The sequence below is a fragment of the Robertmurraya mangrovi genome, from assembly GCF_034427655.1.
GTDB lineage: Bacteria > Bacillota > Bacilli > Bacillales > Cytobacillaceae > Robertmurraya_A > Robertmurraya_A mangrovi.
Genome location: NZ_JAXOFX010000020.1, coordinates 1 through 14727, shown reverse-complemented (window position 1 = coordinate 14727; position 14727 = coordinate 1). Strand labels below are relative to the sequence as shown.

Here is a 14727-nt window from a genome sequence, read left to right as displayed (position 1 = left end):
CTTGTTTCCCCCTAACCTAGTTGGTCGTAAAGGACTTTTTCAAGGTTTAGGATTCCGATTACTTGACCATCAAGTTTCGCAAAACCAGTGAATATTTCCTCTTCTATTTTTAAACCTGGAGGCGGTTCAACATGGTCCAAATCAAACTTGGTCACCATCTTTACTTCATCAACCATAATGCCAATGTTCTCAACCTTCCCTTGAACAATAACAATCCGATTCCTTTTATGCTTCGTTTGTGTCGGTAGCTGAAAACGCCTATGAATACTGATGACAGGAATAATACTTCCTCTTAAATTAATTACACCTTCTATCATTTCATTAATACCAGGAATGCCTGTAATCATCGGAACTCTTAGAATTTCCACTACTTCTTCAATTGATAGAGAATAATGTTGATGATTCACAGAAAATACAACAAACTGTGTGGTTTTATTGACCGCAGCAATTGTCAAAATATGAACGCCTCCTTTGAGCGTAAATTAAGCTACTGTAGTCAGTACTGAACTTTATAACTCTATATTGCTAGATTTTTATATTTTTAGGTATTAGAAACTATTCCTATTTATTTGGTAGTATTTAGTAGTATTAATTACCTACTTCTCCACTAGGACCATAGATATGTTACTCAATAGGAAGGCAGTCTTAATTTTGCTTTTAGAGGTCGAATTCATATAGGAATGTATTCTAGTAAAACGTTAAAGTACTTGGAAAAAAATAGTATTATTATATAGTGTTTTTCGGTATAATAATGGTAGTTACATAGTTAATTATTATTTTATAAAGAGGGAATAGAGATGGGCATTGAGGTAAATTTATATGTCAAAAAAAGCAATGGTACGGTTCCATTGAATATTACACAACCTTCTAATGTTATTTCACAATTACTTCATACGGGTGTAGCCCAGCACGGGGATGCTCGTTACCAATACGAGGATATAAGAATTCAGAAGCAATCTGTTAGTATTTTTGTTTCGCAAAAATAAAAGGCTTTCCTCAAAGTCACTCTAATAAATGACTTTGAGGAAAGCCTTATTTTTTTTTGTTTTAGCCTCTTAAAATAGGTCTGTTGATTTCCGTTCCAGGCGCTTCGCTTTCCGCGGGGCGGGCGGTGAGCCTCCTCGTCGCAAGCTCCTGTGGGGTCTCACCTGTCCCGCTGCTCCCGCAGGAGTCTTCGCGCCTTCCACTCCAATCAACAGAGTGCTCAATATAAAGATGGAACTTTCAAGTAGTATTTTTAAACTAAGATAGGGACTTATTGGACGCCCTTATTCGCTATTCCCTTTCAATTGTTCATACCATAGCTCTGTTTTTACTGGGTTTTTGGAATTTAAGATAACATATTGTTTATTAAGTTTAATCAAAATATATGGCTTCTGATTTTTATAAATAAACAGTTTCCCTCTTCCTAGTTCTTCTAGCCGGAAGGAACCCTTTGCTAGTTGTTCGGTTCCAAAGCCACTTAATTTTGTTTTAATTTGAGGATATTCGTTTAATAGAGTTACTTCTTTGATTTCCTCTAGTCTCCACTTATCTCCGTACATGCCAGTAATCTCAAATGTCTCAGCTTTAATAATGACATCGTGTTCCTTATAACCGATTAAAAATAATATCACAATGGAAGTGATAGAGACTACCGCAATGATTGACGTGATCCAGTAGCTTCTCTTTCTTTTTCCCTTTACTTCAAATTTAGAGAGGTAAATCATCCCTCCAAACAAACTTAGCATTAAAAAGCTGAAATAGATTTCAATGGAAAAAGGAACCTTAGCAATGTTAAGAATAGTAAGGAGCAGTAGGACTATACCAATGTATTTAAGCATTTTCCCCACTCTTTGAGGGTATCCATTCTGTATTAATTCTTGTTGTTCTTCCTTTGACCGGTTATTAAAATTTGAAAGAAGATCATAGATTTTCTTTTTTTCAATTAAGTAAGCTAATGCAATGAATAGTACACTAATAAAAATATTAATGGCTAATAGCATGTTTTTCACCCCTTACATTGTATTACGGATTATGTAGGGAAAAAGTTACAATTATCATAAAATAAAGCAGAGGCTGAATCCCCTGCTTTTATGAAAATAATCCTTTAATTGCATCTATAATTTTTTGGAAAAAGTCTGATACTGCTTGAAGGAATCCTTTGTCTCCAACGGCTTCTTCAATACGTTTTTGGATGTCGTCAGATAAATCCTTTAATTGAGATTGTACGTTTTCAAAGTTAATGTTTAAGCTGCGCATTTTTTCAAAAAGGTCGATTAATAACTGTCGGTCTTCCGGACTCAACTTAATTTCTAGAGTCTTTAGTTTTTCATCAATGATTTGTTGGATTTCTTCTTTTGTTGCTGGATTTTGTTCTGCGATTTCCTTTTTAATTTCTGTTAAGAGTTCACTTACTTTGTCTTGATCTAGACCTTCTTTTTTAGCTAATTCGGTTGCTAAGCTTAGTTCTTCGTTTGCTACTTCTGTGTGCTCTTTATTTAAGGAGCCTTCCCCTTCATCATACGCTTTGTAGATTCCCACTAGAGCCGAGTGCCCGGTTACTTTTACAGGTGAAGCGACTTCAACTACTGCATCTTTGACTCCTGCTGTTAAAAGAGCATTGGCGTACATTTCGTCTGTTACTTCTGTAATGTTTTGTGGAGTGACTTGTTTGATGATGAGTCCTTGACCGTTATCCTCACGTGTAATTTTAGCTGAGGAATACATGTTAGAATGTCGGTCTCCCTTGATGTAGTAAACAAGATCTTCGCCAGTAACCGTAATCTCTCTCACTTTGCTTGGGTCAGTGACTCCTAAGAGCTTTCTAACTTCTTCTTTTTGTGCTGGACTTAGAGCCGCACCATATACTACAACCGGAAGTCCATATTTTTCATTTATGGTTTCTTCTTCATCTTTGTTGTCATTGGAGGCAAATGCTGTCACGCTGAGATTTAAAGCTAGGATGAATACTGCGATGGCTGCAAACCATTTTATTATCTTCATGTTAGAAATCTCCTTTGTATGGTGTATAAAAAATAGCCTATATAATATATACGAAGTTTTTAGCATTTTAGTTTCAATTTGAAAAATAATTAGGACAAGTATGGTTGTTTAATATTGGTATTAGTTTGTTCACTTTTAATAAAAAATAGGTAAGCACGCACTACTTCACGCACTTACCTATTAAAATTATTTACTTATTTTAAAAGTACTGACTGCTTGCTTCAATTCATTCGCCACATCTGCTAATTCAGAAACAGAAGAGTTGATTTCTTCCATGGAAGAAAGTTGTTGCTGAGCTCCCGATGCTACTTGGCTTGCTGTGCTAGCTGATTCTGTTGAGATGCTTGTCATTTCTTGAACAGAAGCGGTTACCTCCTCAGAACTTGCTGATAATTCTTCAGATGTGGCTGATACCTCTTGAATTTTCGCTGTTACTTCTTGAATGGAGTTTAGTATACTCGTGAACTTTTCACCTGTTTCCCTCATCACTTGGTTACCGGTCTCCACTTGAACTCTTCCCTTATCCATAAGTTCCACTGCTGTTTTTGTCTCAACTTGAATAGATTGTACAATGTCAGCAATTTGTTGAGCAGATTTTCTTGATTCTTCAGCTAACTTGCGGACCTCATCTGCTACAACGGCAAAGCCTTTACCGTGTTCTCCTGCTCTTGCTGCTTCTATAGCTGCGTTTAAAGCAAGCAAATTGGTTTGTTCTGAGATCGCCGTAATGACTGCTAAGATATTTCCAACCTCTTCTGAACTTGCCCCTAGCTTCGTAATTGCGTTCGAACTTTGTTCAACCACACTCTGAATTAATTCCATTTGTTTAATAGCTTCATCAATAGATTGTTTTCCTTCTTCTGCATTAGAATTTGCATCGATTGACGCTTCGCTCGCAATGGAAGACTGGTTCGCAATATGTTGTACCCCATCTGCAATTTCCACCATTGCTGCTGTACTTTCTTCCGCACTTGCCATTTGAGTTTCAGCCCCACTTGCCATTCCAGAAATGGATGTTGCCATGGAACGAGTAATATTCGTTGATTCTTCTACATTTGCAGATAACTGCACCGAAGAAGAAGCGATTTGCTCTGATGACGAATCAATTTTTCCAATTAAATCTCTTAATGATAAAATCATACTGTCAAAGCTATGGCTGAGTTTACCAATCTCATTAGTTGCCTTTAGATCAATCGTTTCGGTTAAATCTCCTTGCGCAACCTTACTAGAGACTTCGACCATTTTTTCGAGTGGATTTACGATTCTTCTGATATTAAAAATAGTAAGAGTAATTCCTAAAATGATACAGACAACAATCACTGTCAGCATATTGATTAAAATCGGTCTTGCCGTTTCAGCAAATTCATTCGTATCAAGTGTACCTGCTATTTTCCAGCCCGTTAGCTCGTTTGTTGTAAACGCCATTTCTTTTGAGTTTCCGTCGATCTCATAAGAAAAATAACCTTCCTTATTTTTAAAGAGTGGCTCCGCTAGACTTGAATCACCTTCCTGTCCTGCTTCTATCGTTGGATGGATAATCATAAGTTTAGTCGTGTCCATGATAAACGGGTAACCCTTTTTACCAATGGTTTTTGAAGCAACGGCATCTCTTAATTCATTAAGATTAATATCATACCCTACTACCCCTGCGTTGTTTGGTAGAGTAAGAGACACGGTTAACACCATATCACCTGTAGCTACATCTGTATACGGTGAGGAAACGAATGGCTTTCCTGTATTTTCTACAGCTTTCATATACCAATCCCTTTGACGCGGATCGAAATCTGCAGGTAAGTCCACATGTGGCGAAGTAATGATTTCACCCTGAGAATTCGCATAATAAGCTAATGGGATATTTTTATTGCTGCTGACGAAACTGCCTAAATCTTTACTGATTTCATCGTTGCCTTCAGTGATTGAGCCTGTAATCATAGAGCTCATGAGCTGAATTTCTACTAATTTAGATCCAATAATTGAATTAATTAGGTCGTTAATAAGTACAGTATTTTCTTTTGCATCTTTGACAACTACCTCCTGTAACTCCTTTTTGGCTGCTACATAAGAAAAAGTACCTATCAATAAAGATGGAATTAATAATGTAAGAATAGCAGTTAGAACCAACCTTCTTCTAACAGTCAAATTGGAAAGCATTGTTCTCAATCCTTTTCTAGTATTATAGTAATATATGTTATCACCATAATATTACATTTATCGACATAATCACAAGCAGAATATTATATAAAACATAGGTACAATTGTCTATTATTAATGTGCACCATTATATTTTTTACATACAAAAGGCCTTCTCTCTATGGAAAAGGCCTTTCAAACTATAGTATTTCAGACTTTATATTTCTAATGTAAGTAGTACGTATGAATAGAAAGTAGACTACTTGAATAAGGAAGAAGCTTCCCAACACTAGTATGGATTCGGTCAATAGGGAATAACCAAACATTCTTTGCAGAGCGGTCAGTGCCACACCTCCATGAACAACAGCCACTAAAATGGGAACAAAGAATAAAACCATTAACTGCTGTGTGATTACTTTAGTTAATTCTTGTTCCGTTAAACCCATTTTCATTATAGCGGAAAACTTCTTTTTGTCTTCCTCTAAATCGGTATATAAACGGAAATAAAGAAAGCTCCCTGCTGCTACAAAGAAAACAGCACCAATGAACAAGCCCACGAACATGATTGCACTATACCCCTGATTCATCACATACATATCATAAGCTAACGATGTAAATTTGAATTCTTTTTGATTACTAGCCGACCAATCTTTCGTTAACATTTTCCCTATAGCTTCTGTTTCTTGCCAATTAGGAATGTCATAGGCTAAAAAAGTAATCTGTTTTTCTCCCTTTAGTTGTTCAAAGAGTACATCTTCTACTACAAAATAACTAGTAAAGTTAGGTAAAGTAACAGATTTTACTTTTTCCACTACCTGAAGATTTGTGTTATCCTCTAGAACAACAGATGGATTGTCTTCATTGGCACTACCTATCAATGAATTGCTATAAAATACTTGAATTGCTTCATTTTTGCTCAACTGAACCGTTTTTTCCCCAGCAGCTTTTGCTACTTCGTTGTAATCTGACAACTTCACGATAGTGGTATTTTCATTTGGATCAACTAGCGTTACATCCTTCATTACGGCTTCAACTTTCATATATTCAATATTCTCTTGATCAAGAGCAGCCTCGAGTATAAGTAGATGCTCGTCATGGTTGGAAGAACTAGAACTAGAATATTCGAATGCGAATGGATTTTCATCTAGAAAAATATTGGTCATCATCGATTTGAAACCGACCAGTGACCCAATAGCCGAGAAAGACACGGTTGAAACAATAGCGACAAAAAAGAACGTACGGGCATTATCCTTCATTCGGTAATCCAAGTCTGAAAGAAGAATCATATTTGTCTTTCTCCAGAAGATGCCTTTCCTTTGTTTCCCCTTCTTAATAAAATAAACACTTAACTGAGTGAATAGAAAGTATGTCCCAATAATGACGACTGTAGTGACGGGTAGCATGGCCATACTAACAGCCGCTCCCTTCACATTTAAAGCTACAACATAACCACTTCCTATAAGTAAAATAGCTAATAAGGACAGCCAAACGGACGATTTAGGTTCCGCCTTAGGTTTCACACTGCCTTTAATCAAATCAATCAGTTTATTTCCTTTAAGCACAGAAACGGTAAAGATAGATATAACCATAAAGAGAATGATGAATGCTGCAAAAGTAAGAATTAATGCATGTGTAGGGAAATAAAAGGATAGAGATTGCTCTAGATTTAATAGATTTTCAGCTATTAATAACAATAATTTTGCTAAAATGAATCCAATTCCTATTCCCATAATGGTAGCAAAAAAGCCAATAAGCATGTTTTCTAGAAATACCATAGTTCTTAACTGTCTATTAGTCATTCCATGCATGACCATCAAACCAAACTCTTTTTTTCTAGTCTTTAAAAAAGAACTCATAGAGTACAGTACAAAAATAAACGAAAAAACATAGATAATTGATTCGGCAAAATGCAATCCGATTGCCACCTGTGAACCAATGCTCTCATTTGTTAGATTTGGATGAAAGGCAAAAATCGCGTATACAAAGAACACCATTACCGAAAAGGCACTACTTAGAAAATAGCCGGCGTAAATACGTTTATTTCGAATAACGTTATTAAACGCGAATTGTCGAAAGGTCATGTGCGTTCCCTCCCAACAACGAAAGTACGTCGATAATCTTTTGGAAAAACACTTGGCGACTTTCTCCACGATGAATTTCATTATATAGTTGGCCATCTTTTATAAAAATAACACGGTTACAAAAGCTCGCAGCCACCGCATCATGGGTTACCAACATTAGAGTAGTTCCGTCTTTTTGATTGATGGTGCTTAACGTTTCCATTACATCCTTTGCTGATTTTGAATCAAGGTTTCCTGTTGGTTCATCGGCTAACAGTAGCTTAGGAGAATGGATAATCGCTCGTGCAATGGCCGCTCTTTGTGCTTGCCCACCTGAAATTTCGTAAGTACGTTTTTTTAGAATATGGTCAATTCCCAGCTTTTTAGCTACAATGGCTAGCTTCTCATCCATTACCTTCACACTTTCTCCATCGAGAGTTAAAGGTAAGACTATATTTTCTTCCACGGTTAAAGTTTGAAGAAGATTGAAATCCTGAAACACAAATCCAAGCTCTCTCCTCCGAAACCTGGCTAAGTCATTTATTTTTAATGAATGAGGATCCTTCCCGCCTATTAAAATGTTTCCTGTTGTAGGTGTATCTATAGTTGATACAAGGTTTAGAAGAGTGGTCTTTCCACTACCTGAAGGGCCCATTACTCCAACAAACTCTCCTTGTCTAATAGTAAGATTAATATCTGTAAGGGCACGGTAAGCAACTTTCCCCTCATATACTTTGCATAAATTCTGTACTTCCATCATGTTCATGATTCAGTACTCCTTTCACTGACTTCTTCATTTCTAGGTTAAGTGTACCGAATTTAACGGTGGCTTCCTATCGACTTTTCTTTCATTTCCCTTACACTTTTGTAAGATTTCGCAAAAGAAAAAAAGATGACCGAGATAGTCAGTCATCTTCGAGTATATAAGATTGAAAAGCAATTCGAACCGTTGTTCCTTGTCCAACCTCTGATTGTACCTCAATTTTATGGCCTAAATGTTTACATGCTTCCGAAGTTAAATAAAGCCCCATTCCTGTGGACTCCCCAAAGTTTCTTCCATTCTCTCCTGTGTAAAAAGGCTGGAAAACTCGATTAATATCTGAGGATGGTATCCCCACACCGTAATCCTTTACTTCAAGGATCATTTCTTGTTCTTCTAGTTTAGCTAGAATCGTAATCGTATGATGCAGGTTGGCTGTATATTTGACTGCATTTGTAATTAATTGATTTAAAATGAATGCTAACCATTTGGCGTCTGATTCTACTATGATATGTTCAGAGATTTCAACAGTTGGAAAGACTTTGTTTCTAATAAAAAGACGCTTATTTTCTTGGAGAACTCTCTCGATGATTTTACGAAGATGGACACTCTCTACTGCAAAATCCTGTTCAAAGGCATCTAATCTAGCAGCATATAGTGCCATCTCAATCCCCTTACCCATACGGTCCGCTTCTTCTTTAATACTGCGAAACCGGGGGTCATCCTCTTCTTGTGTGATTAAGTCAATAACAGACAAAGGTGTTTTCATTTGATGGACCCATAAGTTCATAAAAGCTATATGTTGGTCACGCTTCTTTTCACCTAACTTCATTTGCTGCTGATACAGACGATATTGATGCTTTAAAAGATCGTTTAATTGTTCAGCTAGAAGAGCATTTCCGTTTTTGTTTATGGATTCATCCAGTGTCTCCATAGGGTTCGATAATCGATTGTAAAAAGACCGTAAACGGATATAGCGATAGAGTAAATAACCAGTTAGTATGCTCATACCAAGGAAAATGGAATAAAAAGCTGTTGGAAGATTTCGATACCCATCCAACCAATAGATCAGTAGTACTAAAAACAGTTGGATAATATGGATAATGACTAATGGCAAGTGGTCACGAATGAATAGTTTCATATTTGCTATTTTCCCACACCAGTTTATATCCTGCTCCGCGGATCGTCTCTATGCCGTCATTTATCCCGATTTCCTGTAGCTTTTTCCGCACCCGAGTCATATTCACATTTAATGTATTCTCATCTACAAAAGACTGATCGTCCCACAATTTTTCTAGGAGTAATTCTCTGCTTACTACTTTAGGATAGCGCTTCATTAAAACTTCTAGTATAGTTGCTTCTTTTTTTGTTAGTAGTGTCGTTTTGCTTCCCTTTGTTAACTCTAACCTTTCAGGGTACAAGATCAGGTCGTGATGACTAATTACTCGTTCCTCTAATTTAGGGGCATATTCCCCGAAAGCCCTTCGAAGCTGACTTTTTATTTTTGCAATAACGATTTCATGATGGAATGGTTTTGTTATGTAGTCGTCCGCACCATATTCTAATGCCATTACTTGATCCATTTCACCTGAGCGAGCGGAAATAAAAATGATGGGACAAGTTGAGGCCGCACGAATCTGTCTACACCAATAAAACCCGTCAAACTTCGGTAGATTCACATCTAACAAAACTAAATTAGGCTGGTAAGCTTGGAAGATATCGAATACTCGATCAAAATCAGTTACAGCTATAACCTCATAGCCGTATTTTTGAATATACAATTTCAGTAACTCCGCTAGCTTTGTATCGTCCTCTACAATCATGATTTTGTTCATATCTTTACCTCTTGTTATGTAACATACTTGAGTAAAAAGCTTTTTTATCTTCAGCTACTTTTTTTACGGCAAGAATATCTGATAGTTGCTGCTCAAGACTTTCTAAGTGTTCTGTTAAAATATCAATTCGCTTCGATAGTGTATCACTAATGATGGTCTCCTCCGTTTGTGACTTTAGGCAACCATCTTCTGAAAACTTTGCAATATCTTCAAGCTTCATTCCCGTTTTCTTCAAGCCGTTGATAAATAGAATAAATTCAAGGTCTTGTTCACTATATTCACGAATTCCATTTTTTCGATTGGGATTTGGAAGAACTCCTATCTTCTCATAGTATCGTAGAGTAAAAGCTGAAATCCCTGTAAGATTGGAGATTTCACTAATTGAGTACATACAGATTAATCTCCTTTTCTCAGAAAATAAGAATGATTTTACCAACAGACTTTTGAATCATTTCATGAGAAAGCCTGACATCCTTAAAAGGAATTTCATGTGCTATATGAGGCTTGATTTTTCCTTTTTCTAATAAACTCATGAGTAATTGACAGTCTTCCTTATACCATATTGGCTTTTCTTTTTTGAGATTTGTAACGCTATAAAAATAGATAGGATTACCTTTGTCTTTTTGAACTCGTTCTTGGAAAACTTTCCATTCTTTTAGCCAGTTATCAAAAGGTCCTTCTTTTATCGCCGAAGTAAAGCCATAGCCTATAAAACGGCCAGTTTGGCTTAACGTTTCAATGGAGCGTGACCAGTTCTCTTCTCCAATTGGATCAAATACTACATCTATACCATTCGGTGCACAGTGTCTTAAAACCTCCACGAAATCTTCACTTTTATAGTCAATTGGATAGGCGCCATACTTGGAAACGATGGAATGATTGGCTTTTGAGGCGGTTCCAAACATATTTAAGTTAAATAACTTTCCGAGCTCTAAAAGTGCCGTTCCCACCCCACCACTTGCGCCATGAATCAGGATCGTTTCTCCCTCCGTTACTTTAGCAATGCGCCTTAGCATTTGATAGGCTGTAACATAATTTAAGAGGACAGCATTAGCATGGCTGGACTTGATAGAGTCTGGAATCTTAATTAGTTGAATTGGATTTGCATATACGTATTCCGCATAACCTCCAACCCCTTCTTGAAAAAAGACACCCACCCTTTCACCCAAATTAAAACCTGTCACATCTTCACCAATCATATCTATCATTCCAACAACATCGTATCCAGGTGTAAATGGAGGTTGTGGTGACATGGGATATACTCCTTCCCTCCTCATAATGTCGGCAAGGGCAACACCTGCACTCTGAACTTTGAGTAGTATCTCTCCTGTTGATGGCGGTCGCAGTGATCCCTCTACCATTTCCAATACTTCTGGCCCTCCGTATTTCGTGACTATTACTTTTGAATACAACACATGCATTTCTCCTTTTTTGGTTAGTTGCATGAATTGTAAGGGTTAGAGTGAACTCTAAGTCAAGTGGGAGGGGTAAATAAAATGTAATATCTGAATATATACGTTTAATATCTTACTTAATATACTCTAGGTACAAAGGTAAAAGCACAGCTGCTCGATAGTAACTGTGCTCTAATATCCATTAAACCTATTTCAATCTTATATCTTTATTTTTTCTATTTTTAACTTCTTCCATTTTCTCATAAAAGCTTTCTTCTAGATCAATTTCAAAGTAGTTAGCAATCTTAATTATGTATGCAAGGCAATCAGCAAATTCTTTACCCAAATCCTCTCTAACAGTCTCTTTGGCTTGGCTAAATGATTCTTCTGCATCAATGCCTTGTTTTATATTGTTATTTGTTAAATTGAAGAGCTTTCTAAGTTCTTCTGCAACTTCGGAAACTTCTGTTGTCAACAACATGTAGTTATTTAAAAGAGAAGCACGCGCACTCTCATAACCATCTCTATCTATTTCCCAATTCATTTCTTTGTGATAACTCTTTAAGAACTCTTGCATTTCTTTCATTGTACACCTCTGGAAATTATTTTTTACTTATATAAACTAGATTACTCCAAAAGCCTATTAATTGCATAAAAAAAACTAACCCAAAAGGATTAGTTCTAAATTTATGTATTATGATGGGCCTAAATGGACTCGAACCATCGACCTCACGCTTATCAGGCGTGCGCTCTAACCAGCTGAGCTATAGGCCCCAATTTGGAGCGGGTGATGAGAATCGAACTCACGACATCAGCTTGGAAGGCTGAGGTTTTACCATTAAACTACACCCGCAATGGATTTATAAAAGTAAAATAAAATGGCTGGGCTAGCTGGATTCGAACCAACGCATGTCGCAGTCAAAGTGCGATGCCTTACCGCTTGGCTATAGCCCAATAAAAAAAGAAATATGGGGCGACTGATGGGAATCGAACCCACGAATGTCGGAACCACAATCCGATGCGTTAACCACTTCGCCACAACCGCCATAAAAACTTATTAAGCTATTTTACTACACTTTGTTTCGTAAAAAGCTTTGGTGGAGGGGGACGGATTCGAACCGCCGAACCCTAAGGAGCGGATTTACAGTCCGCCGCGTTTAGCCACTTCGCTACCCCTCCGTATAAAAATAAAAGGTGGCTCAGGACGGAATCGAACCGCCGACACAAGGATTTTCAGTCCTTTGCTCTACCAACTGAGCTACTGAGCCACAAAAATAATCTATATTAACAGCAGTATATTACTAGCTGTATAAAGATGGCGGTCCCGACGGGAATCGAACCCGCGATCTCCTGCGTGACAGGCAGGCATGTTAACCGCTACACCACGGGACCAGATGGATTATTGCGGGGACAGGATTTGAACCTGCGACCTTCGGGTTATGAGCCCGACGAGCTACCAGACTGCTCTACCCCGCGATAATAGTATATATAAAAATTTATCTATGCTCATTTATATGAGCATATCTATTTTGAAAACCGCCCTGATTTCAGAAAGCAAATTCAAGAGGTGGCTCAATCAGTGCGCTGTAGAGTAATCGAAGAAGCATATTCGGTCGTGCTCCACCCCGCGATAATAATATTTAAAATAAATGGAGGAGGTAGAGGGATTCGAACCCCCGCGCGGTTTGACCCGCCTGTCGGTTTTCAAGACCGATCCCTTCAGCCGGACTTGGGTATACCTCCAAATGTGTATTAATATAGTAGCGGCGGAGGGAGTCGAACCCACGACCTCACGGGTATGAACCGTACGCTCTAGCCAGCTGAGCTACACCGCCAAAATAGTATATAAGTAGTATTTTTTCAATACACTTGATACCGTGAGTAACTTAATGATGATTCTTTTTCACTCCACTACGTTACGGAAAAAATAAAAGGAAAATTCTTTCCACTACACTTCGTTTCGTGAAAAATTCAAGTGGAGCCTAGCGGGATCGAACCGCTGACCTCCTGCGTGCAAGGCAGGCGCTCTCCCAGCTGAGCTAAGGCCCCATAAAAAATAATGGTCGGGAAGACAGGATTCGAACCTGCGACCCCTTGGTCCCAAACCAAGTGCTCTACCAAGCTGAGCTACTCCCCGATATCTAGTTGTAACTGCTTGATAATAATGGCGCGCCCGAAAGGAGTCGAACCCATAACCTTCTGATCCGTAGTCAGACGCTCTATCCAATTGAGCTACGGGCGCATATGAAACATGTAATTAAAAACTTGGTGCCGAGGACCGGAATCGAACCGGTACGGTAGTCACCTACCGCAGGATTTTAAGTCCTGTGCGTCTGCCAGTTCCGCCACCCCGGCATTAATTGAATAAGCATGGTGCGGGTGAAGGGAGTCGAACCCCCACGCCTTGCGGCGCTAGATCCTAAGTCTAGTGCGTCTGCCAATTCCGCCACACCCGCAATGTAATTAAATTAAATCTCTTTTGCTATCGCAAATTTAAAGGAAACTTCTTTTTGCTAGCGCGAAAACATAATAAGGAAATCTCTTTTGCTTACGCAAAAAGATTTGGTGAGCCATGGAGGACTCGAACCTCCGACCCTCTGATTAAAAGTCAGATGCTCTACCAACTGAGCTAATGGCTCTCAATATAATTTAGCCTATATTTTCTAATCCTTCTCTGAAGTTAAGCATCTACGATGTCCCCATCTCAGGAGGATTAAGCAAGAAGCAGCTCGATGGGTACAACTCGAAGCAATTCAAGTAGCTTTGCTCGTTGCTCTACCGACTGAGCTAATGGCTCGAAATAATAAAAAAATGGTGCCGGCGATAGGAGTCGAACCCACGACCTACTGATTACAAGTCAGTTGCTCTACCAACTGAGCTACACCGGCAACATTAAGGAAGAATCTTTTTACTCCACTACGTTCCGTAAAAAATTCTTGGTGGAGGATGACGGGATCGAACCGCCGACCCCCTGCTTGTAAGGCAGGTGCTCTCCCAGCTGAGCTAATCCTCCATATATAAATGTTTCTATTTTTCTACGTTTTAAGGAAGATTCTTTTTTCTCCACTACGTTACGAAAAAAATCTTGGTGACCCATACGGGATTCGAACCCGTGTTACCGCCGTGAAAGGGCGGTGTCTTAACCGCTTGACCAATGGGCCATTTAAAAATGACATAATAAAAACCCCAAATGGGGTATGCCTGGCGACGTCCTACTCTCACAAGGGGACAGCCCCTAACTACCATCGGCGCTGAGAAGCTTAACTTCCGTGTTCGGTATGGGAACGGGTGTGACCTTCTCGCCATCGCCACCAGACTAATATTAAGGAAAATTTTTATCACTCTCGTGAAAAAACATAAAGGAAAGTTCTTTTCACTACCGTGAAAAAACATTATTCCTTCAAAACTAGATAACTGACAATCATCATTAAAGTTATGGTTAAGTCCTCGATCGATTAGTATCAGTCAGCTCCACATGTCACCATGCTTCCACCTCTGACCTATCTACCTGATCATCTTTCAGGGATCTTACTAGCTTGCGCTATGGGAAATCTCATCTTGAG

12 protein-coding genes, 19 tRNA genes and 2 rRNA genes are annotated in these 14727 nt (G+C 38.4%); 1 reads left to right on the top strand and 32 read right to left on the bottom strand.

Translation table 11 applies throughout. From position 1 onward, the window contains the following. Positions 1–11 precede the first annotated feature (11 nt). Positions 12–455 carry a chemotaxis protein CheW gene (locus tag SM124_RS20550; RefSeq protein WP_322448400.1) on the bottom strand — a complete coding sequence of 148 codons (444 nt, stop codon included), beginning with the start codon at positions 453–455 and terminating at the stop codon, positions 12–14. Positions 456–797: 342 nt separating this feature from the next. On the opposite strand from SM124_RS20550, the gene SM124_RS20545 reads away from it, so the two are divergent. Then, a complete protein-coding gene (locus SM124_RS20545; RefSeq protein WP_322448399.1) occupies positions 798–986 on the top strand; it encodes a hypothetical protein in 189 nt (62 codons plus the stop codon). 282 nt (positions 987–1268) lie between these two features. Here SM124_RS20545 and SM124_RS20540 read toward each other — a convergent pair whose 3' ends face one another. The 31 genes from SM124_RS20540 to SM124_RS20390 all read right to left on the bottom strand — a co-directional run. Further along, positions 1269–1985, bottom strand: coding sequence for a DUF3784 domain-containing protein (locus tag SM124_RS20540; protein ID WP_322448398.1), 717 nt, complete (start codon positions 1983–1985; stop codon positions 1269–1271). An 88-nt stretch (positions 1986–2073) separates the two neighbouring features. Further along, entirely contained in the window at positions 2074–2985 is a 912-nt protein-coding gene (locus tag SM124_RS20535; protein WP_322448397.1) for a DUF1002 domain-containing protein, read from the bottom strand. 186 nt (positions 2986–3171) lie between these two features. After that, positions 3172–5136 carry a methyl-accepting chemotaxis protein gene (locus tag SM124_RS20530; protein ID WP_322448396.1) on the bottom strand — a complete coding sequence of 655 codons (1965 nt, stop codon included), beginning with the start codon at positions 5134–5136 and terminating at the stop codon, positions 3172–3174. A gap of 179 nt (positions 5137–5315) precedes the next feature. Further along, positions 5316–7196, bottom strand: coding sequence for an ABC transporter permease (locus tag SM124_RS20525; protein ID WP_322448395.1), 1881 nt, complete (start codon positions 7194–7196; stop codon positions 5316–5318). Further along, entirely contained in the window at positions 7171–7941 is a 771-nt protein-coding gene (locus SM124_RS20520; protein ID WP_322448394.1) for an ABC transporter ATP-binding protein, read from the bottom strand. Before SM124_RS20520 ends, SM124_RS20525 begins: the two co-directional genes overlap by 26 nt. Positions 7942–8080: 139 nt before the next feature. Continuing rightward, a complete protein-coding gene (locus SM124_RS20515) occupies positions 8081–9076 on the bottom strand; it encodes a sensor histidine kinase (RefSeq protein ID WP_322448393.1) in 996 nt (331 codons plus the stop codon). Next, complete coding sequence (locus SM124_RS20510) at positions 9057–9770, bottom strand: response regulator transcription factor (RefSeq protein WP_322448392.1); 714 nt, start codon at positions 9768–9770, stop codon at positions 9057–9059. The genes SM124_RS20515 and SM124_RS20510 overlap by 20 nt, the downstream gene beginning before the upstream one ends. A gap of 4 nt (positions 9771–9774) precedes the next feature. Further along, positions 9775–10161, bottom strand: coding sequence for a MerR family transcriptional regulator (locus SM124_RS20505; RefSeq protein ID WP_322448391.1), 387 nt, complete (start codon positions 10159–10161; stop codon positions 9775–9777). A 19-nt stretch (positions 10162–10180) separates the two neighbouring features. Continuing rightward, positions 10181–11191: a medium chain dehydrogenase/reductase family protein gene (locus tag SM124_RS20500; RefSeq protein ID WP_407691433.1), complete on the bottom strand. Its 1011-nt coding sequence runs from the start codon at positions 11189–11191 to the stop codon at positions 10181–10183. A 181-nt stretch (positions 11192–11372) separates the two neighbouring features. Next, the gene (locus SM124_RS20495; protein WP_322448389.1) at positions 11373–11750 is read right to left on the bottom strand and encodes a MazG nucleotide pyrophosphohydrolase domain-containing protein; all 378 of its coding nucleotides are present in this window, start codon (positions 11748–11750) and stop codon (positions 11373–11375) included. 114 nt (positions 11751–11864) lie between these two features. Beyond that, a tRNA-Ile gene (locus SM124_RS20490) sits at positions 11865–11938 on the bottom strand. A 5-nt stretch (positions 11939–11943) separates the two neighbouring features. After that, positions 11944–12017: transfer RNA gene (locus SM124_RS20485), tRNA-Gly, on the bottom strand. Between the two features lie 26 nt (positions 12018–12043). Further along, positions 12044–12118: transfer RNA gene (locus tag SM124_RS20480), tRNA-Gln, on the bottom strand. A gap of 15 nt (positions 12119–12133) precedes the next feature. Further along, positions 12134–12209 (bottom strand) — tRNA-His (locus SM124_RS20475). A 50-nt stretch (positions 12210–12259) separates the two neighbouring features. Continuing rightward, a tRNA-Tyr gene (locus SM124_RS20470) sits at positions 12260–12343 on the bottom strand. 16 nt (positions 12344–12359) lie between these two features. Further along, positions 12360–12432, bottom strand: a tRNA-Phe gene (locus SM124_RS20465). A 48-nt stretch (positions 12433–12480) separates the two neighbouring features. Next, positions 12481–12556 (bottom strand) — tRNA-Asp (locus SM124_RS20460). A gap of 10 nt (positions 12557–12566) precedes the next feature. Further along, positions 12567–12640, bottom strand: a tRNA-Met gene (locus SM124_RS20455). A 174-nt stretch (positions 12641–12814) separates the two neighbouring features. Continuing rightward, positions 12815–12907, bottom strand: a tRNA-Ser gene (locus SM124_RS20450). Positions 12908–12925: 18 nt separating this feature from the next. Continuing rightward, positions 12926–12999 (bottom strand) — tRNA-Met (locus SM124_RS20445). A gap of 141 nt (positions 13000–13140) precedes the next feature. Next, positions 13141–13213, bottom strand: a tRNA-Ala gene (locus SM124_RS20440). Between the two features lie 11 nt (positions 13214–13224). Next, a tRNA-Pro gene (locus SM124_RS20435) sits at positions 13225–13301 on the bottom strand. A gap of 28 nt (positions 13302–13329) precedes the next feature. Next, positions 13330–13406, bottom strand: a tRNA-Arg gene (locus SM124_RS20430). Between the two features lie 24 nt (positions 13407–13430). Then, positions 13431–13519 (bottom strand) — tRNA-Leu (locus SM124_RS20425). Between the two features lie 16 nt (positions 13520–13535). Beyond that, a tRNA-Leu gene (locus tag SM124_RS20420) sits at positions 13536–13620 on the bottom strand. A 107-nt stretch (positions 13621–13727) separates the two neighbouring features. Beyond that, positions 13728–13803 (bottom strand) — tRNA-Lys (locus SM124_RS20415). A gap of 173 nt (positions 13804–13976) precedes the next feature. Continuing rightward, a tRNA-Thr gene (locus SM124_RS20410) sits at positions 13977–14052 on the bottom strand. A 49-nt stretch (positions 14053–14101) separates the two neighbouring features. Further along, positions 14102–14177: transfer RNA gene (locus tag SM124_RS20405), tRNA-Val, on the bottom strand. A 73-nt stretch (positions 14178–14250) separates the two neighbouring features. Then, positions 14251–14325 (bottom strand) — tRNA-Glu (locus SM124_RS20400). Positions 14326–14363: 38 nt separating this feature from the next. Further along, positions 14364–14480, bottom strand: a 5S ribosomal RNA gene (rrf, locus tag SM124_RS20395). Between the two features lie 119 nt (positions 14481–14599). Further along, a 23S ribosomal RNA gene (locus SM124_RS20390) occupies positions 14600–14727 on the bottom strand; the annotation flags it as partial.

Bases quoted from the DNA above. Each gene is read 5' to 3' on its own strand.
- SM124_RS20545 (WP_322448399.1), top strand. From the start codon at position 798: ATGGGCATTGAGGTAAATTTATATGTCAAAAAAAGCAATGGTACGGTT.
- SM124_RS20540 (WP_322448398.1), bottom strand. From the start codon at position 1,985: ATGCTATTAGCCATTAATATTTTTATTAGTGTACTATTCATTGCATTA.
- SM124_RS20535 (WP_322448397.1), bottom strand. From the start codon at position 2,985: ATGAAGATAATAAAATGGTTTGCAGCCATCGCAGTATTCATCCTAGCT.
- SM124_RS20530 (WP_322448396.1), bottom strand. From the start codon at position 5,136: ATGCTTTCCAATTTGACTGTTAGAAGAAGGTTGGTTCTAACTGCTATT.
- SM124_RS20525 (WP_322448395.1), bottom strand. From the start codon at position 7,196: ATGACCTTTCGACAATTCGCGTTTAATAACGTTATTCGAAATAAACGT.
- SM124_RS20520 (WP_322448394.1), bottom strand. From the start codon at position 7,941: ATGAACATGATGGAAGTACAGAATTTATGCAAAGTATATGAGGGGAAA.
- SM124_RS20515 (WP_322448393.1), bottom strand. From the start codon at position 9,076: ATGAAACTATTCATTCGTGACCACTTGCCATTAGTCATTATCCATATT.
- SM124_RS20510 (WP_322448392.1), bottom strand. From the start codon at position 9,770: ATGAACAAAATCATGATTGTAGAGGACGATACAAAGCTAGCGGAGTTA.
- SM124_RS20505 (WP_322448391.1), bottom strand. From the start codon at position 10,161: ATGTACTCAATTAGTGAAATCTCCAATCTTACAGGGATTTCAGCTTTT.
- SM124_RS20500 (WP_407691433.1), bottom strand. From the start codon at position 11,191: ATGCATGTGTTGTATTCAAAAGTAATAGTCACGAAATACGGAGGGCCA.
- SM124_RS20495 (WP_322448389.1), bottom strand. From the start codon at position 11,750: ATGAAAGAAATGCAAGAGTTCTTAAAGAGTTATCACAAAGAAATGAAT.